Source organism: Mesorhizobium sp. WSM4836 (assembly GCF_055811815.1).
The window spans coordinates 18,908-41,758 of record NZ_JBVVQF010000036.1 but is presented as its reverse complement, the minus strand read 5'-3'; the positions used below and the strand labels follow the sequence as shown (position 1 = coordinate 41,758).

Here is a 22,851-nt window from a genome sequence, read left to right as displayed (position 1 = left end):
GAAGCGACTTCGGACGAAGGCACGATCGAAGCCTGGTTTTCTTTCGAGACGTCATCGGCGTGGGGCCAAGGCATCATGCGCCTCAGGGACGGCAAGTGCCGGACGCTGTTTACGGCAATGACCGATCTCAAGGGGTTTGAAGAGCGCAAGGGCCCGGCGCGGCCGCTGGGCGTCCGCCACAAGGCCGATCCCGAGCGCGAAACCTGGCTGGAGGCGAGGCGCCGCGAGGCGCACGAACTCGGCGTCACCGAGCAGCCCTATTGCCTGGTCATCGGTGGCGGCCAGGGCGGCATCATGCTGGGTGCGCGGCTCAGGCAGCTCGGCGTGCCGGCCATCGTCATCGAGAAGAACGCCCAGGCCGGCGATTCCTGGCGCAATCGCTACCGCTCGCTCGTGCTGCACGACCCGGTCTGGTACGACCATCTGCCCTACATCCCATTTCCCGAGAACTGGCCGGTGTTCACGCCAAAGGACAAGATGGGCGACTGGCTGGAGATGTACACGCGTGTCATGGAGCTCAACTACTGGACCTCCACGACATGCATCGGGGCCAGCTATGACGAGGCCGAAAAGGTCTGGACGGTCGAGTTCGACCGCGCCGGCGAGCGCATCACGCTAAAGCCGAAGCACATCGTCTTCGCAACAGGTGCTTATGGCCCGCCCAGGCGCATCGACTTGCCGGGCGCCGAGGTCTTTCAGGGCGAGATCCTGCATTCCAGCCAGTATTCCAGCGGCGAGAAATTCCGCGGCAAAAAGGTCGCCGTCATCGGCGCGGCAAGTTCCGGCCATGACGTCAGCGTCGATCTCTGGGAGAGCGGCGCCGAGGTGACGATGGTCCAGCGCTCGCCGACGACGGTGGTCAAATCGGACACGCTGATGGAGATCGGGTTCGAGATCTTTTCGGAGAAGGCGCTTGCCCGCGGCATCACCACTGAGAAGGCCGACATGATCGTCGCCTCGACGCCGTTCGCGCTGCTGCCGCAAGGCCAGCGGGCGCTTTACGACATCATCAAGGCGCGCGACGCGGCTTTCTACGACCGCTTGCGCGGCGCCGGCTTCGCCATCGATTTCGGCGATGACGAGACCGGGCTCCTGATGAAGGCCTACCGCACCGGCTCGGGCTTCTACATCGACGTCGGCGCCTGCGATCTGATCATCGACGGCAAGATCGGCGTCCGCAGCGGCGTCGGGATCAAGTCGCTGACGCCGACAGGCATCCTCTTCGACGACGGCACGGAGCTGGCAGCCGACGCGATCATCGCCTGCACCGGCTATCTCTCGATGAACGAGACAGTGGCGGCGATCGTTTCGCGCGAAGTCGCCGACAAGGTCGGGCCGTGCTGGGGGATTGGCTCGGGCGTGAAAGGCGACCCGGGTCCGTGGCAGGGCGAATTGCGCAACATGTGGAAGCCGACGGCGCAGGAAGCGCTGTGGTTCCATGGCGGCAATCTGGCGCTGTCGCGCTTCTATTCGAAGTACGTCGCGCTGCAGATCAAGGCGCGCATGGAAGGCATTGCGACGCCGGTTTATGGAGCGCCGGGGCGAAGCGGTGATCTCCCCTCTTGAGGGGGAGATGGCCGGCAGGCCAGAGGGGGTCGCCGCGCGTGGAGCGCCAACCTCCATCCGTTGCAGGAAGGCGAGCCTGGTCGAACCGACCCCCTCTGTCGCCTTCGGCGACATCTCCCCCTCAAGGGGGGAGATCACCCACGCCCGAAATGCCGGCTCGCCACCTCGACATGCGTGTCATGCGCATGCGCCTCGAAGCGCTCGGTTTCGCCGAGATCATCCGCCGTTTCGTTCGGCCACCAGGTCCCGCCGACCACGATTCCATCCGAGACCAGCCTTTGCTCGGCGACCAGCGAGGCGCCGACCGAGTCGACAAAGGTGAAGTGGCCTGGACGCAGACGCAGCACCGCGACGTCACCGACCGCGCCAACTGCCAGCGTGCCGAGATCTGGCCTGGCGATCGCTTCCGCCGGCCGCTGCGTTGCGGCGCGCAGCACCGCGACCAGTGGCATACCGAGCGCCAGCAGTTTCGACATGCAGACCAGAATGTCGAAGGCCGGCCCGTCGACACAGTAGAGATGCACGTCGCTGCTGATCACGTCCGGCGCCAGACCTTCGCTCAGCATTGCTTTGGCCACCTCGAAATCGAACGAGCCCATGCCGTGGCCGATGTCGAAGATGACGCCGCGCTCGCGCGCCAGCCGCATGTCCGGCCGCACCGCCCCCGAGGCGAAGACCGGCGCGTTGGGGAACGGCCGGAAGCAGTGGGTGAGAATGTCGCCCTTGCGCAGCCGCGGCAGCACTTCCGAGCGGCCGGGCGGCGGCTCGTCTATATGCGCCATCAGCGGCAGGCCGGCCTTGTCGGCGGCCTCGAGCGCGAGATCGACCGGCGCGATGCCGCTGGTGCCGCCGGCATGGCGACCCGAGCGGACCTTCACGCCGACGACCACGTCGGCGTGTTCGCGCACCGCCGCCACCGTTTCCCGCGGTTCGCAGAGCCGGAGGTCGCTGCACTCGCCGACCGCCACGGTCTGCGAAAAGCCGAAAATGCCGGCAAACGAAATGTTCACATAGGCCAGGATGCGGACTTTCGAGCGCTCGATGACGTGGCGGCGAAAGCCGAGGAAATTGCCGGCGCCGGCACTTCCGGCGTCGATGAACGTGGTGGTGCCGCTCTTTGCGGCGAGCCGGTCGGCATCGACGCCGAGCGAGGTGCCGCCCCAATAGACATGACTATGCAGGTCGATCAGGCCCGGCGCGACGATGGAGCCCGTGGCGTCGATGACGCGGGCGGCACGTTCGAAGGGGATTTCGGCGTCGATCGCGGCGATACGGCGGTCGGCAATCGCCAGATCGCGTTGTGCGTTAAGGCCGGATGCCGGATCGATGAGGCGGCCGCCTTTTATCAGCAGATCGAATTGCATCGCGCCTGTCTCCGCTTTCCCGTCAGGCCGGCCTGTAGGCGACGGCCTCGACCTCGATCTTGATGTCGATCATCAGCCGCGACTCCACCGTCGTGCGCGCCGGGGGGTCTTTCGGAAAGTGCCTGGCATAGACGGTGTTGAAGATGCCGAAATCGCGCGCGTCCTCCAGCCAGACCGTCGTCTTGACCACATCATCCAGCGTGCAGCCGGCCAGCGCCAGTGCCGCCTTGACATTGGACAGCACCTGTTCGGTCTGTTCCGCGATGCCGCCCTTGACCACCAGCCCGTCGCTGCCGACCGGCACCTGGCCTGAGACATAGACGAAATCGCCGGCCCTGACGGCCGGCGACAACGGCACATGGGATTTTCCGAAACACTGCTTGGGCAAGGAGGCCTCCTCTAGAAATCTTTGCGTGACCGTCCTTATGCCTGCCACAGCGATTTTCATCCAGCGCTTTGCTACAGGAGGGTCAGCTTAGCCACCACGCTCGGTGATTCTTCGCGCCCCCCTCTGTCCTGCCGGACATCTCCCCCACGAGGGGGGAGATTGAATGTCACCGCGGCTTTTCACCTATCTCCAAGATGGCTGAATGGAGGCTGTCAGCGAAGCTGCCGATCTCCCCCCCCAGTGGGGGAGACGCCCGGCAGGGCAGAGGGGGGGCGCTGTCCCGCCGGCATCTCTGGCCGCGCGCCAAGCCGCTCAGCGGTCGATGCGCGTCGACAGGATGATCGACGACGACGTGCGCTCGACCCCGTCCATAGCGCCGATCTGGTCGAGAAGCGTGTCGAGATCCCTGATCGACGGCGCCTCGACGATGACGATCATGTCGAAATTGCCGCTGACCGAGTGCAGCGTGCGAACCGGCGCCAGCGCCCGCAGGCTGCGCACCACCTTGTCGGCAAGCTTGGGGGTGACGGTGAGCAGGACATGCGCCCTGACCAGCCCCTGTTCGTAATCCGGCGAAAGCCTGACGCCGTAGCCGGCGATGATGCCGCGCTGTTCCAGCCGCTCGATCCGGCTTTGCACCGTCGTTCGTGAGACGCCGAGCCGCCGCGCCAGTTCGGCGGTCGAGGCGCGCGCATTGATGCGCAGCAGGGAAAGCAGAGCCTGGTCGGCATCGCTGAGCATTTCGACGAACCTTGTCGGCACATTGCGCAAAGAGAGGCTGCGTTTCGTACAATCTCACGCTTCCTTTCGACAGGCAAGCTGCGAATCTAGCCGTCAATCTAACGTTGGTGCGAGGGGCCGGTCATGAAGGAAATCATCGTCGTCGGCGCCGGCAAGATCGGCTCGACCATAGCCGAGATGCTGGCTTTCACGGGCGACTACCGTGTCACCCTCGTCGACCGCTCGGCGGCGCAACTTGGCGCGGCCGAACTGCCTGAAACGGTCGAGACGCTGGAACTCGACATCGAAGCCGCCGGCAACCTCGAAGCCGCCTTGGCGGGCAAGTTCGCGGTGCTCAGCGCCGCGCCCTTCCATCTGACGACGCGTATCGCCGAAGCGGCGGCGAATACCGGCGTGCATTATCTCGATCTGACCGAGGACGTCGTCGCGACCCGACGCGTCAAGGGACTGGCGCGCTCCGGTAGCAGCGCCTTCATTCCGCAATGCGGCCTGGCGCCGGGCTTCATCTCGATCGTCGCCAACGACCTCGCCAGCCGCTTCGACACGCTGGAGAGCGTGCGCATGCGGGTTGGCGCGCTGCCGCAATACCCGTCGAACGCGCTGAACTACAACCTGACCTGGAGCACCGACGGCGTCATCAACGAATATTGCGAGCCTTGCGAGGCGATCGTCGAAGGCGAGCTGGTCGAAGTGCCGCCGCTCGAGGAGCGCGAGGAATTCTCGCTCGACGGCGTCACCTACGAGGCGTTCAACACCTCGGGCGGGCTGGGCACGCTGGCCGAAACGCTGAAAGGCAAGGTGCGCACGCTGAACTACCGCACCATCCGCTATCCCGGCCATGCCGCGATCATGAAGGCGCTGCTCAACGACCTCGGCCTGCGCCACCGCCGCGACGTGCTGAAGGACATCTTTGAAAGCGCCCTGCCGGCGACGCTGCAGGACGTCGTTATCGTCTTCGTCACCGTCAGCGGCCGCAAGAACGGCCGCCTCCTGCAGGAGACGTACGCCAACAAGATCTACGCCAGGCGCGTCGGCGAAACGGTGCGCAGCGCTATCCAGATCACCACCGCCTCCGCCATCTGCGCCGTGCTCGACATGCTCGCCGACGGCACCTTGCCGGCAACAGGTTTCATCAAGCAGGAGGACATCGCGCTCGACGCGTTCCTAGCCAACCGCTTCGGCCGCGCCTATGCGCAGCATGAGATGGTTAGCCGGCTTGCAGGGTGAGCTGCGTAATCTCCCCCCCTTGAGGGGGAGATGTCGCCGAAGGCGACAGAGGGGGTCGCCTCGCGTAGAGCGCTAACCTCCATCTGTCGCAAGGGAGGTCGCATCCAGCCGAACCGACCCCCTCTGGCCTGCCGGCCATCTCCCCCTCAAGGGGGGAGATCACCTGCCCTCAAACATGCACCGCCCGCCCCAGCGCCTTCAGCGCCGCTTCCTGAAAACCCTCGCCCTGTGTCGGATGGGCGTGGATCGTTCCCGCGATATCCTCCAGCGTCGCGCCCATCTCCAGCGCCAGCCCAAACGCCGTCGACAGTTCCGAAACGCCTTGGCCGACGGCCTGGATGCCGAGCACCAGATGGTTGTCGGCGCGGGCAACGACCCGGACGAATCCGTCCTCGCCCAACTTCGTCATCGCCCGGCCATTGGCGGCGAAGGGAAACAGTCCGACCTTGACCTCGCCACGGGCCTTGGCCTCCTCCGGCGGCAGGCCCGCGGTGACCAGCTCCGGATCGGTGAAACAGACAGCCGGGATCGCTCGTCTGTCCCAGCTGCGCTTGTGGCCGGCGACGATCTCGGCGACCATTTCGCCTTGCGCCATCGCCCGGTGCGCCAGCATCGGCTCGCCGGTGACGTCGCCAATGGCAAAGATACCGCGCATCGAGCTGCGGCACTGGTCGTCGATGCGGATGAAGGGTCCGGCCATGTCGAGGTCGATCTGCTCCAACCCCCAGCCTTCGGTCACCGGCTTGCGACCGACCGTGACCAGCACCTTGTCGGCGGCAATCTTGCCGTTCTTGCCGCCATTCGTCTCGACCAGCAGCGCGTCGCGCTTGGTCGACAGCCCCTTGGCCTTGGCGTTCACGAGCACCTCGATGCCGAGTTCGGCCAGCCGCTTCACCACCGGCCGGGTCAGTTCCGCATCGTATTGTGCCAAAACGCGCGGCAACGCTTCGACCACGGTCACCTTGGCGCCCAGCTTGGCAAAGGCGATGCCGAGTTCCAGCCCGATATAGCCGCCGCCGACCACCGCCAGCCTCTCCGGAACTTCGCTCAGCGCCAGCGCCTCGGTCGATGAAATGACCGACCCGCCGAACGGCAGCGACGGCAACTCGACCGGCGCCGAGCCGGTCGCGATCACCACCGTTTCGGCGCGGATCACCTGCATGCCGATCTCGGTCTCGACGGCAACGGTCTTGCCGTCGCGAAATGTCGCCCAGCCATGCACCGTCTTCACGCCGGCTTTCTTAAGCAGGCCGGCGACACCGTTGTTCAGCCGGCTAACGATGCCATCTTTCCAAGCAATGGTCGCGGCGAGATCAAGCGATGGTGCGGCGATCGCAATGCCGAGCGGGCTTTTGCCACCGGCCATCTGCGAGAGCTTCTCGAATTCCTCGGCGGCATGGATCAGCGCCTTGGACGGGATGCAGCCGACATTGAGGCAAGTGCCGCCGGGCTTGCCGGCCTCGACAATCACCGTGTCGATGCCAAGCTGCCCGGCGCGGATGGCGCAGACATAGCCACCCGGACCGGCGCCGATGACCAGCAGCTTGCAGGAGATTTCCTTCATGTCAGCTGCATCCTTTTGGCGATGGCCGCGGCGCGGCTCCTCTTCTCCCCTGGTGGGAGAAGGTGTCGCCGAAGGCGACGGATGAGGGGTGTTCCAGCGGAGTGAGACGTTGGCGTTCCATGGAACACCCCTCCGTCTCGGCGCTATCGCGCCGATCCACCTTCTCCCACAAGGGGAGAAGGGGGAGCCCGCATTCCAACGCCGGCACTTTCCGACGATTTTCCTCGTGCTTCGCGATCAATTGCATCCCCTCAATCCACAAAAATCAGCGCCGGCGTCTCCAGCAACACCTTTATCCGCTGGATGAACACCGCCGCGTCCCAGCCGTCGATGACGCGGTGGTCGAAGCTGGAGGACAAGTTCATCATCTTGCGCGGGATGAACTGGGTGCCGTCCCATACCGGCCGCACCATCATCTTGTTGACCCCGACAATCGCCACTTCCGGATGATTGATCACCGGCGTCGTTGCCAGGCCGCCCATGGCGCCGAGCGAGGTGATGGTGATGGTCGATCCCGAAAGCTCGTCGCGCGTCGCCGTGCCGGATTTTGCCGCCTCGGCCAGCCTGACAACCTCGGCTGCACAGTCCCAGATGTCGCGCGCCTCGGCGTGTCTTACCACCGGCACCATCAGCCCCGACGGCGTCTGCGCGGCGATGCCGATATGGACGCCGCCATGCTGGTGGACGATGCCGGCTTCGTCGTCGAACAGCGCGTTGACATTGGGCTGGTCGGCGATTGCCTTGACCATCGCCCGCATCAGGAACGGCAGCAGCGTCAGCTTCGGCCTGTCCGCGCCCGGCCGTTTCTCCTTGTTGAGCGCGGCGCGCAGATCCTCGAGCGCGGTGACGTCGATCTCCTCGACATAGGTGATGTGCGGGATGCGCGACTTGGCCAGCGTCATCTTCTCGGCGATCTTTCGCCTGAGCCCGACGATCTTGATGTCCTCGACCGCCTCGTTGCGGGCGAGGCCAGGGGCCTTCGCGAGCTGCGGTCCGCGTGCCAGGAACGCGTCGATGTCCTCGTGCCGGATGCGGCCGGCCGGACCGGTTCCCGGGACCTGCCGGAGGTCGATGCCGGCCTCTTTCGCCCTGAGGCGGACGGCCGGCGAGGCCAGCGGCTTTTCGCCCTCCGGACGCGGCGCGCTGTTGACCTTGGACCTGGCGCCGTCATCCTCGGGCTTGTCCCGAGGATCTACCGACCTCTCGGAACTGATCGCGTCATGTCCGTGTGGGACGGCAGATCCTCGGGACAAGCCCGAGGATGACGGCGCCAAATTGGGTGATGACGGCTCCAAGCCTGAGGACGGGCGAGCCCGCGTATCGTCAGGGGTACCCTTCGCCGTAACGTCTGCAAGCGTCGCGCCAACCCTGACGTTACCCTCGCCCGCCACCTTCAGCCTGACAATCGGCGAGCCGATCGCCACCGTGTCGCCGATCTCGGCGCCCAACCAGACGATTTCGCCATCGACGGGCGAAGGAATTTCGACCGTCGCCTTGTCGGTCATGACAGCGGCAAGCACGGCATCCTCTCGCACGAGATCGCCGACCTTGACCTGCCATTCGACGAGCTCGGCCTCGGCGACACCTTCGCCGACATCGGGCAGCTTGATGACATATTCGCCCATCGTTCCCCCTCAGGCTTCCATCGTTTCGACCAGCGCGCGGCCTAGCCGGGCAGGACCGGGAAAATAGTCCCACTCCTGCGCATGCGGATAGGGCGTGTCCCAGCCGGTGACCCGCGCCACCGGCGCTTCCAGATGGTAGAAGCAGTTCTCCTGAACCAGCGCTGAAAGTTCGGCGCCGAACCCGGATGTCAGCGTCGCCTCATGCACGATTACGCAGCGCCCGGTCTTATTGACCGAGGCGACGATCGTCTCGAGATCCAGCGGCAGCAGTGTCCTCAAATCGATGATCTCGGCATCGATGCCGGTCTCCTCGGCCGCCGCCTGGGCGACATAGACCATCGTGCCGTAGGCAAGCACGGTGACTGCCGCACCCTGCCGCCGGATCACCGCCTTGCCGAGCGGGACCGTGTAGTGGCCATCGGCGACTTCGCCGAGATCATGTTTCGACCATGGCGTTACCGGCCGCTCGTGATGACCGTCGAAGGGGCCGTTGTAAAGCCGCTTCGGCTCCAGGAAGATCACCGGGTCGGGATCCTCGATTGCCGCGATCAGCAGGCCCTTGGCATCATGCGGATTGGACGGGACCACGACCTTCAGGCCGGAGACGTGGGTGAACAGCGCCTCCGGGCTCTGGCTGTGGGTCTGGCCGCCGAAAATGCCGCCGCCGGTCGGCATTCTCACGACGATCGGGCAGGTGAAATCGCCATTCGACCGGTAGCGCAGCCGCGCCGCTTCCGAGACGATCTGGTCATAGGCCGGATAAACATAGTCGGCAAACTGCACCTCGACGCAAGGCTTCAGCCCGTAGGCGGCCATGCCGATAGCAGCGCCGACGATGCCGGATTCGCTGATCGGCGCATCGAAGCAGCGGCTCTTGCCGTATTTCGCCTGCAGGCCCTGCGTGCAGCGGAAGACGCCGCCAAAGAAGCCGACATCCTCGCCGAACACGATGACGCGTTCGTCGCGCGCCATCGACACGTCCATGGCGTCGCGGATTGCCTCGATCATGGTCCGCCGCGGCATGGTCAGACCCCTGCCTGCTGGCGCTGGCGCCTGAGATGCGGCGGCATCTCGGCATAGACGCCCTCGAACATGTCGCGCGCCGAGGGCTTGCCGCCGGCATGCAGCGTGCCGTGACGCTCGGCCTCCCGCTGCGCCGAAATCACCGTGTCGAGGATTTCCGCCTCGGCCTGGGCGTGGCGTTCGTCCGACCAGACGCCGCGCTGGATGAGATGGTTCTTCAGCCTGACGATCGGGTCGCCTAGCGGCCAGGCATCGGACTCGGCTTTCGGCCGGTAAGCCGACGGGTCGTCGGAGCTCGAATGCGCGCCGACGCGGTAGGTGACGTATTCGACCAGCGTCGGCCCGAGATTGCTGCGCGCCCGTTCCGCCGCCCATTTGGCCACGGCATGGACGGCGAGATAGTCGTTGCCGTCGACGCGCAGCGACGGGATGCCGAAGCCGAGGCCACGGGCGGCAAACGTACCGGAGCCGCCGCGGGCGATGCCCTGGAACGTCGAAATCGCCCACTGGTTGTTGACGACGTTGAGCACGACCGGCGCCTTGTAGGTCGAGGCGAAGACCAGCGCCGAGTGGAAGTCGGATTCGGCGGTCGAGCCGTCGCCGATCCAGGCGGCGGCGATCTTTGAATCGTTGCTGATCGCCGAGGCCATCGCCCAGCCGACCGCCTGGATGTACTGCGTCGCCAAATTGCCGGAGATCGAGAAGAAGCCGTGCTCCTTCGACGAATACATGATCGGCAATTGCCGCCCTTTCAGCGGATCGGCCTCGTTGGAATAGATCTGGTTCATCATCGTGACCATCGGGTAGCCGTCGGCGATGAGCAGGCCGGCCTGCCGATAGGTCGGAAAATTCATGTCGCCCGGTGACAGCGCCTTGCGGAAGGCGCAGCTCACCGCCTCTTCGCCGAGATGCTGCATGTAGAACGAGGTCTTGCTCTGGCGCTGCGCCATCTGCATGCGCGCATCGAAGCTGCGCAGCGTCATCATATGGCGCAGCCCCTCCAGCAACTCCTCGTCCGAAAGCAGCCCGGCCCACGGGCCGACCGCCTCGCCGGCGCGGTTGAGCACACGGATGATCGAGAAGGCCAGATCGCGGATGTCGCGTGGGTCGACGTCGATCTTCGGGCGCGGCACCGAGCCAGCCTTGGGAATGCTCACATTGGAGAAATCCGGCGTCCCGCCCGGCCGCACTTCCGGTTCCGGAACATGGAAGCGCAGCATTCCGGCATCGGCCATGATTTCGGTTCCTCCACTGTTGCCTGGCCAGGATATTTGCACACCGCCGGACCAGTGCCAATTCGTCGGGTAGGGCTTCGCTGCCGCCGACGTTGGCTACCCCGGCAGACAAGATGCAGATATGTCGGCGAAATTTCTTGTCGATCTTCCGCACCGGCGCGCAATTTGGCGAATGGTCCGGCCTGATTTGGCGCAAAAGGAGTGAATTCCTGCGGCAAGATTCCTCTGTCGAGTTTCTTCTTATCCCCCTCTGTCCTGCCGAAGATCGCGGCATCATTTCAGCTTGGGTTCCTCGCCCCCACGAAAGTGGGGGAGAGGTGGCTCGGCGAAGCCGAGACGGAGAGGGGGAGCCGCGCTCTACGAAGAGGCCCCCTCTCCGGGGGGGGGGGGGGCCCCCCCCCCCCCCCGGGGGGGGGGGGGGGGGGCCCCCCCCCCCCCCCCCCCCCCGGGGCGCCCCCCCCGCGCTCTACGAAGAGGCCCCCTCTCCGGCCGCTTCGCGGCCACCTCTCCCCCGCTTTGCGGTGGGCGAGGAACCCAAGCCTTGAGAGGCCGGCCCCTTCTTTCGCGCCCCGTCTGCCCAGCCGACGGTCTTGAAACAATACGCTGTCCCTCGTTCACCCCGCGCCCGCGCCATGCTAACCAACACCCATGGCACAGAAGAAAGCTTATGAGGTCGATTCATGGCTCGCGAAGCCGGATCCGCGCGTCTCGATCGTGCTGCTTTACGGACCCGATCGCGGCCTTGTCGCCGAGCGCGCGAAAGCCTTTGCCGTCAAGTCCGGCCTGCCGCTCGACGATCCGTTCTCGGTGGTCAAGCTGGACGGTTCGGAAGTCGACCGCGACGAAGGCCGCCTGCTCGACGAAGCGCGCACCGTGCCGATGTTTTCCGAGCGGCGTCTGCTTTGGGTGCGCAATGCCTCAGGCCAGAAGGCGCTTGCCGACGACGTCAAGGCGCTGACAGCAGAGCCCGCTCGGGACGCCATCATACTCATTGAAGCCGGTGACCTGAAGAAAGGCGTCGGGCTGCGTTCCATCGTGGAGGCGGCGGACACTGCCATGGCCCTGCCTTGCTATGCCGACGAAGCCAGGGACATCGATACGGTCATCGACGACGAGTTGCGCAAGGTCGGCATGTCGATGACGATGGAAGCGCGGCAGGCGCTGCGCCGCAATCTCGGCGGCGACCGGCTGGCCTCGCGCGGCGAGATCGAAAAGCTGGTGCTCTATGCGCACGGCCAGAAGGAGATCGGCCTCGACGACGTCAAGGCGATGTCCGGCGACGTTTCCGGCCTCTCTTTCGACGCGGCAGTCGACGCCCTGCTTGAAGGCAGGATCGGCGACTTCGACAGCGCTTTCACCCGTCATTGCCAGTCCGGCGGCCAGCCGTTCCTGGTGCTTTCATCGGCAATGCGGCAGTTGCAGGCGATCCAGGCCATGCGCGGCCAGATGGACGCCGGCGGCCGCAATGCCGCTTCGGTCGTTGCCGCGGCGCGCCCGCCGGTTTTTTTCTCGCGGCGCAAGCTGGTGGAGAAAGCCCTCGAACGGTGGAGCAGCGAAGCGCTCGGCCGCGCACTCAACCGTCTGCAGACGGCGATCCTGCAGACACGCCGGCGGCCGGATCTGTCGGTCGCGCTGGCACGCCAGGCGCTGCTCGGCATTGCCGCGGAGAGCGCAAGGCTGGCGCAGCGCACCTGATCTCCCCCTCGAGGGGGAGATGTCGCCGAAGGCGACAGACGGGGTCGCAGCGCGTGGAACACCAGCCCCTTCCGCGACGACAGACGGCTTGGGCGCTTGATGTGATACGACCCCTTCTGGCCTGCCGGCCATCTCCCCCACAAGGAGGGAGATGAACTACTTCGACGATTTCGCCAATGACCGGCGCCGCAGAAAAAACGTTGTTTGCCGGCTAAAGACCTCGACGTTTTGGCAACCCTACTCCCGCTTCAGCCTTCGGCAAAGCTCGTCGAGCTGCTCCAGCGTCCGATAGGCGACGCTGATCACGCCGCCGCGCTGGTTGTGCTCGATCGTGACGATCATGCCGATAGTATTGGTCATCAGCTTTTCCAGCGCCAGCGTGTCGGCATCCTTTTGCGGCGGGGGCGCAGGCTGGCGCTTTGCCGTCGGCGCGCCGACCGGCATCTGCGCCAAAGCTTCGGCCTGGCGCACCGAAAGCCCCTCGTCGATGATCCGCTTGGCAAGCCCGGCCGGGTCGTCGGCCGTCACCAGGGTGCGGGCGTGGCCGGCCGAGAGCGCGCCGTCGACCAGCATGTCGCGAATGACGTCGGGCAGCTTGAGCAGTCTCAGCGTATTGGCGACGTGGCTGCGGCTTTTGCCGATCACCTGGCCGAGATCGGCCTGGGTATAGCCGTGATCGTCGATCAGTTGCTGATAGCCGAGCGCCTCCTCGACCGGGTTGAGGTCGGTGCGCTGGACGTTTTCGATGATCGCCAGCTCTAGCGCCGTGCGATCGTTGACGTCGCGCACGATGATCGGGATTTCGGTCAGCCCGGCGCGTTGCGCCGCGCGCCAACGACGCTCGCCGGCGATGATCTCGTAGCGGCCCGACTGCGTTTTCGACGGCCGCGCCACCACCGGCTGCACCACGCCATGCTCGCGGATCGACTGGGCGAGGTCGGTGAGGTCGGCGTCGCCAAAATGCCGGCGCGGGTTCTTCGGGTTGGGGCTGAGGAACTCGATCGGCACCTTGCCGTCTGCCGCCAGGCCCGGCTTTTCCGGCGCCGCCGGGCGATCGATTTCGCCAATCAGCGCCGCCAGTCCCCGGCCCAGTCTTTTTCTCGAAGGGTCTTCGTTCATAGTCCGTCCAGATCGTTTCGGTGTCGAATCGGCTTGTCGTTAACTGTCAGGCGGCACGTAATTTGCGCTCGCGGCGGATCACTTCCGAAGCAAGCTGCAGATAGGCCTGGCTGCCCGAGCATTTGAGGTCGTAGAGAATCGCCGGCTTACCATAGGACGGGGCTTCCGAGACCCGAACGTTGCGCGGGATGACGGTCTCGTAGACCTTGTCGCCCATATGCGCCCGGACATCCTGAACCACCTGGTTGGCGAGATTGTTGCGCCCGTCGAACATGGTCAGCACGATGCCCTGGATCGTCAGGTCGGGGTTGATCGAACGGCGCACCTGCTCGACCGTCTCCAAAAGCTGGCTCAGGCCCTCCAGCGCGAAAAACTCGCACTGCAGCGGCACCAGCACCGAATCGGCGGCAGCCATCGAATTCAGTGTCAGCAGGTTGAGCGATGGCGGGCAGTCGATCAGTACATAGCCGAAATTGGCCGAGCGCTCGGCCGAAGCCCGCAGCGCGTTGCGCAGCCGCAGCACCCGATCCGGCGCCGAGGCGATTTCCATCTCGATTCCGAGCAGGTCGAGCGTCGACGGCACGATCGACAGGCCTGGCACCGCCGTCGGGATCGCCGCTGCTTCGAGATCGAGTTCGCCGGTCAAAACATCATAGGAGGATACGGTGCGGTCGCGCCGGTCGATGCCAAGCCCGGTGCTGGCATTGCCCTGCGGGTCGAGATCGACGATCAGCACCTGTTCGCCTATGGCGGCCAGTGCGGTGGCCAGATTGATTGCCGTCGTCGTCTTGCCGACGCCGCCCTTCTGGTTGGCGACGGTGATGATTCGGGGGCCGTTCTTCATCATGGGTCTATGCCAGAAATTCATTTGGGGTCGCCGGTCACAAGCCAGGGTGCTGTCGCAAGTCGGATATTTCGAGAATGACGCCTTGCGCGTCGGTTGCACTGGCATGTTCTACCAGATCGAAAGACCATCGTTGAGCGCTTTCTGCCAGTTCGGCGCGGTAATCCCGGCCTTTGTGAAACAGGCCGTGCGACCCCTTGGTCAGCCACGGTGCCGCCAGGTCGAGCAAGGCCGGCAGCGAGGCGAGTGCCCTGGCTGTGACGATTTGCGGTGCAGGAACAAGAGGATAGCTGTCATCGATGCGGCGCGCGATGACCTTGGCAGGCAGGTTGAACTGGCCGACGACCGCTTGCAGGAACGATGCTTTTTTTCGGTTGCTTTCAACCAGGTCGATGCCGGCGCCTTCCCGCTCGGCAAGCAGAAAGGCCAGCACGAGGCCGGGAAACCCGCCGCCGGAGCCGAGGTCGACCCAGCGATTCGCCTCCGGTTTGATTCGCGCCAGCTGCGCGCTGTCGAGGATGTGGCGACGCCAGACATCGTCCTGCGTCGATTGCGCGGCCAGATTGATCCGGCGATTCCATTTTTGGAAGACGGCCTCGAACTCGACCAGACGACTGAATGTTTCACGTGAAACCGGGCCTGCCGCCGCTTGCAGGTTTGCCCAGGACGCAGCGCTCACGCGACCTGCTTTCGCGCGGGCGCCTCGGCATTGCGCACATGTGCGACAATAATCGCCAGCGCGGCCGGCGTCATGCCTTCCATACGCTGCGCGTCAGCGATGGAACGCGGCTGGCGTGCCAGCATCTTCTGCTTCAACTCGTTCGACAGGCCGGGAACAGAAGCAAAGTCGAGCGACTCGGGAATGAGCCGGCTCTCCTCGTGCCTGATCTGCGAAACATCGGCCTGCTGGCGGTCGAGATAGACAGAATATTTGGCTTCCGTTTCAAGACGTTCGGCCGTTTTGCTGTCTATCGCGGCGAAAGCCGGCTCGATGCGCGCCAGCCAGGCGATGTCAACGCCGGGATAGGCCAGCAACTCATAGGCCGAGCGACGGATGCCGTCCCGGTTGATCTCGAGCCCATGGCGCGCCACCTCATTGGGAGTCATCGTGGTGCCGAGGGCGAGCTGTCGCGCTTTCTCAAGGTGTTGTACGACATTGTTGAACCGCTCCATTCGCTCCGGCGAGGCAATCCCCAGTCTCATCGCCATCGGCGTCAGCCGCTCATCGGCGTTGTCGGCTCGCAGCGATAGCCGGAACTCGGCCCGCGAGGTGAACATGCGGTACGGTTCGGCGATGCCGCGGCTGGTCAGATCGTCGACCATCACGCCGATATAGGCTTCGGTGCGGCTGAGCACGATTTCGTCGCTCGCCGACGCCTTGCGCGCTGAATTCAAGCCGGCAAGCAGCCCTTGCGCGCCGGCCTCCTCGTAGCCGGTTGTGCCGTTGATCTGGCCGGCGAGGAAAAGCCCGGCGATCCGCTTGGTTTCCAGCGTCGGCTTGAGCTCGCGCGGGTCGACATGGTCATACTCGATGGCATAACCCGGCTGCAACATGGTTGCCCGCTCCAGCCCCGGAATGGTCTTCAGGATGTCGAGCTGCACGTCCTCCGGCAGCGAGGTTGAAATGCCGTTCGGGTAGACCGTATCGTCGTCGAGCCCTTCCGGCTCCAGAAAAATCTGGTGGCCTTCGCGGTCACCGAACTTGACGATCTTGTCTTCGATCGACGGGCAATAACGCGGCCCGACGCCCTCGATCGACCCCGAATACATGGCCGAGCGGCCAAGATTGGCGCGAATCAGCTCGTGCGTCGCATTGGTCGTTCGGGTGATGCCGCAATGGATCTGCGGGTTTTCGATGCGCTCGGTCAGCAGCGAGAACGGCTCGGGATCTTCGTCCGCGGCCTGGCTCTCCAGTGACGCCCAATCGATCGTCTTGCCGTCCAGCCGCGGCGGCGTGCCGGTTTTCAACCGTCCGAGCTTGAAGCCGGCGCGGCTCATCGTCGCCGACAGGCCGATGCTCGCCTGCTCGTTCATGCGGCCGGCGACAATTTTTTTCTCGCCGATATGGATCAGCCCGCGCAAGAAGGTGCCGGTTGTCAGCACCACGGCGCCGCAGGCGAGCCGGCTCCCATCCGCCAGCAGGACAGCCGCCACGCGTCCATTGTCGATCTCGAAATCCAGAACCTCGCCCTCGATCACGTCGAGACCGGCCTGTTGGCGAATCGCCGCTTGCATGGCGAGCCGATAGAGTTTTCTGTCGGCTTGCGTCCGAGGACCGCGCACAGCCGGCCCTTTGCGGCGGTTGAGCAGGCGGAACTGGATGCCGGCCGCGTCGGCAATGCGTCCCATCAGCCCGTCCATGGCGTCGATCTCGCGAACCAGATGGCCCTTGCCGAGGCCGCCAATCGCCGGATTGCAGGACATCACGCCAATCGTGTCGAAGCGCAGCGTCACCAGTGCCGTTCTGGCGCCAGCCCGCGCGGCGGCACTGGCCGCCTCGCACCCAGCATGGCCGCCACCCACCACAACCACATCATAGTGATTGGTCATCTCAGAATCCCGAATTAAGGTGGACCGACACATGTCGCCGAGAACGCCTGCTGTCAAGGACGCAGGGGCAGAGTCGTTTCACGTGAAACAGTCCAAGCGACGCGACAACCCCGGACCTCGTCATCCTCGGGCTTGACCCGAGGATCCGTGCCGTCTCCTTGGAATGGAATAGCGATGCCGGTCTTGCTCCATGGTATTTCGCGCGGACGGCACGGCATGGGAACCTCGGGTCAAGCCCGAGGATGACGAAACGACTATGTTTCACGTGAGTCACCTATCAGGCCGCCGGCCCAATGTTTCACGTGAGTCATTTGCCGATGCAGAATTGCGCGAAGATGACCTCCAGCATGTCCTCGACGTCGACGGCGCCGATAATACGCCCAAGGCGGTCCGCCGCCAGGCGCAATTCCTCGGCCCGCAGCTCCTGCCCGCGCTCGCCACCCGCGACTGCCGCAACCAGGAACCGTCTCGTCTCGTTTAGCAACTCGACGTGCCGCAGCCGCGACGGTAGGATATCGCCGGCGTTGCCGATTTGCGCCGCGGCACGACGCCCGATCTCGTCCAGCAGTTGGGCCAGACCCGTTCCGTCCCGCGTCGAGATGGCGAAATCATAATGGACGGGGGGCGAGGGTGATTTGCCCCTCAACAGGTCAATTTTTGTTCCGACCCTCAGTGCCGGGATGTCGCTAGTCAGCACACCGATCGTGATTGGATCCGCCATATCCTCCAGCAGCAACAGCAGATCAGCGCTGTGCGCCTTGGTCCTGGCCTTCTCGATGCCGATCGCCTCGATCACGCCGGGCGCCTCGCGCAGGCCGGCGGTGTCGGTCACCCTGACCCGCATTCCTTCCAGATCCAGCACCACCTCGAGCAGGTCGCGGGTCGTGCCGGGCTCGTCGGTGACGATTGCCGCATCGCGCCGCGCCAGGGCGTTGAACAGGCTGGACTTGCCGGCGTTCGGCGCGCCGAGGATCACGACTTCGAACCCGTCGCGTATAATTTCGGCAGCGCGGAAGCCGGCGACATGGCGCTCTATTTCCTCGATCATGGCCCGGACATCCGACCAGACCGTATCGGCGACCGAGCCCGGCACGTCATCCTCGTCAGCAAAATCGATTTCGGCTTCGATCATCGCCCGGGCGTGGATCAGCCGTCGGCGCCAGCCCAGATAGAGTTCACTCTGCGCACCTTGGGCATTGTGCACGGCGAAGCGCCGCTGCGCCTCGGTTTCAGCGTTGATGAGATCGGCCAACGCCTCGGTTTCGACCAGGTCGAGTTTGCCGTTGAGAAAGGCGCGGCGGGTGAATTCGCCCGGCTCGGCATGCCTGACGCCGTCGAGCGAGGCGATGGTTTGCAGCATTCTCGCCACGACGGCGCGTCCACCATGGACGTGGAACTCTACAATGTCCTCGCCGGTGAAACTGTCCGGACCGGCAAAGAAGACGATCAGGCCGCTGTCCAGCACCGATCCGTCCGGCGCCCGGAGCTTGCGATAGCTGGCAATGCGGTTCGGCAACGTAGATCCGGAAATCGTTTCGGCCGCGAATCGACTCTGCGGCCCGGAAATCCGGATCACCGCAATGCCGGCTGGCAGGCGCCCGCTCGACAGCGCCACGATGGAGTCTTTTGAAATCATTTGCCCGCTCTGCCGAAGCGCCCTAGCTATGCCTGTTCAATCCGCCATCGAGTTGCGCCGTGACATTGCCTGCACAAAACCTGCTTGCCGAAGAGGCCAGTCCGTATCTGCAGCAGCACAGCGGCAATCCGGTGCACTGGCGACCATGGTCACCCGCCGCTCTGGCCGAAGCAAAGGCGCTGCAGCGTCCGATCCTGCTCTCTGTCGGCTACGCCGCTTGCCACTGGTGCCACGTCATGGCGCATGAGAGCTTCGAGGATGACGGCGTCGCCGCTGTCATGAACCGTCTCTTCGTCAATATCAAGGTCGACCGCGAGGAGCGGCCCGACATCGACCAGATCTACGTGGCGGCGCTATCCTCGATGGGCGAGCAAGGCGGCTGGCCGCTGACCATGTTCCTGACCCCGGACGGCAAGCCGTTCTGGGGCGGCACTTACTTTCCGCGCGAAGCCCGCTACGGCCGCCCAGGCTTCGTCCAGGTGCTGGAGGCGGTCGACAAGGCTTGGCGGGAGAAGAAAGAAAGCGTTAACCAAAGTGCCGACGGCTTGACCGCGCATGTCGAGGCGCGGCTGGCCGGCAGCCATGCCAAGGCCGTGCTCGACCGAGGCATGCTAGCGAAGCTCGCCAACGGCATTGACGGCATGATCGACCGCGATTTGGGCGGCTTGCGCGGCGCGCCGAAATTCCCCAACGCGCCGTTCATGCAGAGCCTCTGGCTGTCCTGGCTACGCGACGGCACCACATCCCACCGCGACGCCGTTCTCCTCAGCCTCGAAAAGATGCTGGCCGGCGGCATCTACGACCATAGTGGCGGCGGCCTCAGCCGCTATTCCACCGACGCCGAATGGCTGGTGCCGCATTTCGAAAAAATGCTCTACGACAACGCCCAGCTCGTGCGGCTATGCAACTGGGCCTGTGCGGCGACCGGCAAGGAATTGTTTCGGCTGCGAATCGAAGAGACGATTGCCTGGCTGTTGCGCGAAATGCGGGTCGGGAGCGGTGCCTTTGCCGCCAGCCTCGATGCTGACAGCGAAGGCGAAGAAGGGTTGTTCTACACCTGGAGCAGGGATGAACTCGAAGCAGCCCTTGGAGACGAATCAGTCTTGTTTTTCAAGTACTTCACGCTTGCCGCCCCGCATGGCTGGGAAGGCAAGCCGATCATCCACCAAACCGAAGCCCAGCAAACACAAAGCGCCGTCGATCGTGCCCGGCTGGTTCCGCTCAAGCAGAGGCTGCTGGTAGCGAGGGAACAGCGCGTGCGGCCCGGACGTGACGGCAAGGCCCTGACCGACTGGAACGGCTTGATGATCGCAGCCCTTGCCGAGGCCGGGCGGTCGCTTGGCCGATCCGACTGGATCGAAGCGGCGGCAGCGGCCTTTGCCGCAATTGCGGGCGCCGGACGTGACGGCCGCCTGCCGCATTCGATGCTCGGCGCAAAGAGGCTGTTCCCGGCTCTGTCGAGCGACTATGCGGCCATGGCCAACGCCGCCATCTCACTGTTCGAGGCGACCGGCAATCCCGACTATATCGATCGCGCCGGGAACTTCATTGAGCAACTCGATCTTTGGCACCGCGACAGCGACAAGACCGGCTACTATCTGACCGCATCGGACAGCGCGGATGTGCCGATCCGCATCCGCGGCGATGTCGATGAAGCCATTCCTTCCGCTACCGGCCAGATCATCGAAGCGCTGGTCCGATTGTCGTCGCTGACCGGCGATCTCGAACTCTGGGAAAAAGCCTGGATGGTCGCAGAGCATGCGGCCGGGCGGGCCGAGCACCAGGGCTATGGCCAGGCGGGCATAGTCAATGCCTGTTCCCTGGCGCTTGAGCCGCTGAAGCTGGTGATCGTCGATATGCCGAAGAATCCAAGGCTTGTTCCCGTTGCGAATCGAAATCCAGACCCCCGTCGGGTGGACATCGTCGTGCCGGCGGGCGCTGCCGAAAACCTGCCGGCCCTTCCGGGCGGCGTCCTGCCGCCAACCGACAAGCCGGGCGCCTGGTTGTGCACCGGGCAGGTTTGCCTGCCGGTGGTAACGGAAGCTGAAGAGTTGGAGCGGCATTTGCGTCCTCAGTAGGCGCAAGGTGCGCAGAACCGGGGAGCGTTGGAGGGACAGCGCCCCCCTCTGTCCTGCCGGACATCTCCCCCACAAGGAGGGAGATTGGCCGTCATCACGGATTTCGCCAACCACCAAGGTTTCAAAAGCGACGCTGTCGGCGAAGCTGCCGATCTCCCCCCAAGTGGGGGAGATGTCCGGCAGGACAGAGGGGGGCGCGAAGGATCGCCGGCCTCTGGTCCTACGTATTCATCGAATCGAAGAAATCCGCATTCGTCTTGGTCTGCTTGAGCTTGTCGATGAGGAACTCGATGGCGTCAGTTGTTCCCATCGGCGCCAGGATGCGGCGCAGCACGAAGATCTTCTGCAGGTCCTGGCGCGGAACCAGAAGGTCCTCCTTGCGGGTGCCGGATTTGAGGATGTCCATGGCCGGGTAGATGCGCTTGTCCGCCACCTTGCGGTCGAGCTGGATTTCGCAGTTGCCGGTGCCCTTGAACTCTTCGAAGATGACCTCGTCCATGCGGCTGCCGGTATCGATCAGCGCGGTGGCGATGATGGTCAGCGAGCCGCCCTCCTCGATGTTGCGGGCGGCGCCAAAGAAGCGCTTCGGCCGCTGCAATGCGTTCGCGTCGACACCGCCGGTCAGCACCTTACCGGATGACGGCACGACGGTGTTGTAGGCGCGGCCGAGGCGGGTGATCGAATCCAGCAGGATGACGACGTCGCGGCCGTGCTCGACCAGGCGCTTGGCCTTTTCGATCACCATTTCGGCGACCTGTACGTGGCGCACCGCCGGCTCGTCGAAGGTCGAGGAAATCACCTCGCCTTTCACCGAGCGCTGCATGTCGGTCACTTCCTCCGGCCGCTCGTCGATCAGCAGCACGATCAAATAGCATTCAGGATGGTTGGCGGTAATCGAGTGCGCGATGTTCTGCATCAGTACGGTTTTGCCGGTACGCGGCTGCGCGTTGATCAACGCGCGCTGGCCCTTGCCGATCGGTGCCACCAGGTCGATGACGCGCGCCGAGATGTCCTTGCCGGTCGGATTGTCGATCTCCATCCTAAGCCGCGAGGTCGGATAGAGCGGCGTCAGATTGTCGAAGTGGATCTTGTGGCGGATCTTCTCCGGATCGTCGAAATTGATCGTGTTGACCTTGAGCAGGGCGAAATAGCGCTCACCCTCCTTTGGGCTGCGGATCGGCCCTTCGACCGTATCGCCGGTCTTCAGCGAAAACCGCCGGATCTGCGAGGGCGAAATATAGATATCGTCCGGGCCGGGCAGGTAGTTGGCATTGGCCGAGCGCAGGAAGCCGAAGCCGTCCTGCAGCACTTCGACGACACCGTCGCCGATGATCTCGATATCCTGCGCCGCCAGCTTTTTCAGGATCGCGAACATCAGCTCCTGCTTGCGCATGACGCTGGCGTTCTCGACCTCGAGCGATTCGGCGTAAGCGATCAGCTCTGGTGGTTTCTTGTTCTTGAACTCGGTGAGTTTCATTTCTTGCATAGACGGACTCTGAATGAGCTTTGGGAGAAATATCGGCGGGATGCGACAAATGCCGGGCGCGGCCGAAAGCGAAAAAGGGGCGGCGCATGACGGGAAGGAAGACCCGTCTTTTATCGTCGGTCGGTTGAAAGAGCAAGCCGCCTTTTGCGGGCAACCGAAGACGTCAGAACGGTTTTACGATAACCAGGACGACGATGACGATCATCAGCAATGTAGGGATCTCATTGACGATCCGCCAGTGCCTTGCCGATTTTTCATTGCGGTCTTCGGAAAATTTGCGGACGGCGCCGGCGAGATAGCCGTGCACGGCCGACAGGCCAATCACTGCGGCGATCTTGGCATGCAGCCAGCCGCCCTGAAAACCAAAGCCTTTCCAGGCGAGCCACAGGCCGAATGCCCAGGTAATCACCATTGCCGGATTGATGATGCCGCGCAGCAGGCGGCGCTCCATCACCTTGAAAGTCTCCGACTGGACGGAGCCTTTCTCGGCATCGGCATGATAGACCAGCAAGCGCGGCAGATAGAGCATGCCCGCCATCCAGGAGATGACGGCAATCACATGGATCGCCTTCGCCCAGGGATAGAAATCATCGGGACCGAAGAGAAACAGCAGCCCGGCCAGCACGAGAAAAATGGCGATCGCAATTGCCGCGCGGCGCATCGCGCTCATGCCGGTGTTGGTGCCGTTCGCATTGTCTGCGCCCATCATC

At 64.4% G+C, this 22,851-nt stretch carries 18 protein-coding genes; 4 read left to right on the top strand and 14 right to left on the bottom strand.

Annotation, left to right across the window (positions count from 1 at the left end; all coding sequences use genetic code 11):
- Positions 1-1,566: flavin-containing monooxygenase (locus AC0L2P_RS29385; RefSeq protein WP_473506388.1), on the top strand; the 1,566-nt coding region annotated here is incomplete at its 5' end.
- A 134-nt stretch (positions 1,567-1,700) separates the two neighbouring features.
- Here the strand turns inward: AC0L2P_RS29385 and AC0L2P_RS29380 are convergent.
- The 3 genes from AC0L2P_RS29380 to AC0L2P_RS29370 all read right to left on the bottom strand — a co-directional run bounded on the left by AC0L2P_RS29380 (position 1,701) and on the right by AC0L2P_RS29370 (position 4,059).
- Positions 1,701-2,930, bottom strand: a complete 1,230-nt coding sequence (locus AC0L2P_RS29380; protein ID WP_473506386.1) for an amidohydrolase/deacetylase family metallohydrolase — start codon at positions 2,928-2,930, stop codon at positions 1,701-1,703.
- Positions 2,931-2,952: 22 nt separating this feature from the next.
- Positions 2,953-3,318 (bottom strand): RidA family protein, encoded by a 366-nt coding sequence (locus tag AC0L2P_RS29375; protein WP_254817935.1) that lies wholly within the window; start codon positions 3,316-3,318, stop codon positions 2,953-2,955.
- Between the two features lie 312 nt (positions 3,319-3,630).
- Positions 3,631-4,059 (bottom strand): Lrp/AsnC family transcriptional regulator, encoded by a 429-nt coding sequence (locus tag AC0L2P_RS29370; RefSeq protein ID WP_473506384.1) that lies wholly within the window; start codon positions 4,057-4,059, stop codon positions 3,631-3,633.
- 123 nt (positions 4,060-4,182) lie between these two features.
- Between AC0L2P_RS29370 and AC0L2P_RS29365 the strand changes: the two genes are divergently transcribed.
- Complete coding sequence (locus AC0L2P_RS29365; RefSeq protein ID WP_473506383.1) at positions 4,183-5,286, top strand: saccharopine dehydrogenase family protein; 1,104 nt, start codon at positions 4,183-4,185, stop codon at positions 5,284-5,286.
- Positions 5,287-5,455: 169 nt separating this feature from the next.
- On the opposite strand, the gene lpdA is transcribed toward AC0L2P_RS29365, so the two are convergent.
- The 4 genes from lpdA to AC0L2P_RS29345 form a co-directional block, all read right to left on the bottom strand.
- Complete coding sequence (gene lpdA, locus AC0L2P_RS29360) at positions 5,456-6,850, bottom strand: dihydrolipoyl dehydrogenase (protein WP_473506381.1); 1,395 nt, start codon at positions 6,848-6,850, stop codon at positions 5,456-5,458.
- A 251-nt stretch (positions 6,851-7,101) separates the two neighbouring features.
- On the bottom strand, positions 7,102-8,475 hold the full coding sequence (locus tag AC0L2P_RS29355) for a dihydrolipoamide acetyltransferase family protein (protein ID WP_473506379.1): 1,374 nt from the start codon (positions 8,473-8,475) through the stop codon (positions 7,102-7,104).
- 9 nt (positions 8,476-8,484) lie between these two features.
- Positions 8,485-9,498, bottom strand: a complete 1,014-nt coding sequence (locus tag AC0L2P_RS29350) for an alpha-ketoacid dehydrogenase subunit beta (RefSeq protein ID WP_473506378.1) — start codon at positions 9,496-9,498, stop codon at positions 8,485-8,487.
- 2 nt (positions 9,499-9,500) lie between these two features.
- Positions 9,501-10,733 (bottom strand): thiamine pyrophosphate-dependent enzyme, encoded by a 1,233-nt coding sequence (locus AC0L2P_RS29345; RefSeq protein WP_473506376.1) that lies wholly within the window; start codon positions 10,731-10,733, stop codon positions 9,501-9,503.
- Between the two features lie 648 nt (positions 10,734-11,381).
- On the opposite strand from AC0L2P_RS29345, the gene holA reads away from it, so the two are divergent.
- Positions 11,382-12,428: a DNA polymerase III subunit delta gene (gene holA, locus AC0L2P_RS29340; protein WP_473506374.1), complete on the top strand. Its 1,047-nt coding sequence runs from the start codon at positions 11,382-11,384 to the stop codon at positions 12,426-12,428.
- 237 nt (positions 12,429-12,665) lie between these two features.
- Here the strand turns inward: holA and AC0L2P_RS29335 are convergent, their stop codons facing one another.
- The 5 genes from AC0L2P_RS29335 to mnmE form a co-directional block, all read right to left on the bottom strand.
- Complete coding sequence (locus AC0L2P_RS29335; protein WP_473506372.1) at positions 12,666-13,547, bottom strand: ParB/RepB/Spo0J family partition protein; 882 nt, start codon at positions 13,545-13,547, stop codon at positions 12,666-12,668.
- A 46-nt stretch (positions 13,548-13,593) separates the two neighbouring features.
- Entirely contained in the window at positions 13,594-14,394 is an 801-nt protein-coding gene (locus AC0L2P_RS29330) for a ParA family protein (RefSeq protein WP_084642633.1), read from the bottom strand.
- A 34-nt stretch (positions 14,395-14,428) separates the two neighbouring features.
- Positions 14,429-15,070: a 16S rRNA (guanine(527)-N(7))-methyltransferase RsmG gene (rsmG, locus tag AC0L2P_RS29325; protein ID WP_473506371.1), complete on the bottom strand. Its 642-nt coding sequence runs from the start codon at positions 15,068-15,070 to the stop codon at positions 14,429-14,431.
- Positions 15,067-16,941, bottom strand: coding sequence for a tRNA uridine-5-carboxymethylaminomethyl(34) synthesis enzyme MnmG (gene mnmG, locus AC0L2P_RS29320; RefSeq protein WP_473506369.1), 1,875 nt, complete (start codon positions 16,939-16,941; stop codon positions 15,067-15,069). The genes rsmG and mnmG overlap by 4 nt, the downstream gene beginning before the upstream one ends.
- Positions 16,942-17,248: 307 nt before the next feature.
- Positions 17,249-18,577, bottom strand: coding sequence for a tRNA uridine-5-carboxymethylaminomethyl(34) synthesis GTPase MnmE (mnmE, locus tag AC0L2P_RS29315; protein WP_473506367.1), 1,329 nt, complete (start codon positions 18,575-18,577; stop codon positions 17,249-17,251).
- Between the two features lie 59 nt (positions 18,578-18,636).
- Here mnmE and AC0L2P_RS29310 point away from each other — a divergent pair, with 59 nt between their 5' ends.
- Complete coding sequence (locus AC0L2P_RS29310) at positions 18,637-20,655, top strand: thioredoxin domain-containing protein (RefSeq protein WP_473506365.1); 2,019 nt, start codon at positions 18,637-18,639, stop codon at positions 20,653-20,655.
- A gap of 220 nt (positions 20,656-20,875) precedes the next feature.
- On the opposite strand, the gene rho is transcribed toward AC0L2P_RS29310, so the two are convergent.
- Both rho and hemJ read right to left on the bottom strand, forming a co-directional pair.
- Complete coding sequence (gene rho, locus AC0L2P_RS29305; RefSeq protein WP_473506363.1) at positions 20,876-22,141, bottom strand: transcription termination factor Rho; 1,266 nt, start codon at positions 22,139-22,141, stop codon at positions 20,876-20,878.
- Positions 22,142-22,304: 163 nt separating this feature from the next.
- Positions 22,305-22,850 (bottom strand): protoporphyrinogen oxidase HemJ, encoded by a 546-nt coding sequence (hemJ, locus tag AC0L2P_RS29300; RefSeq protein WP_473506392.1) that lies wholly within the window; start codon positions 22,848-22,850, stop codon positions 22,305-22,307.
- Position 22,851: the final 1 nt, after the last annotated feature.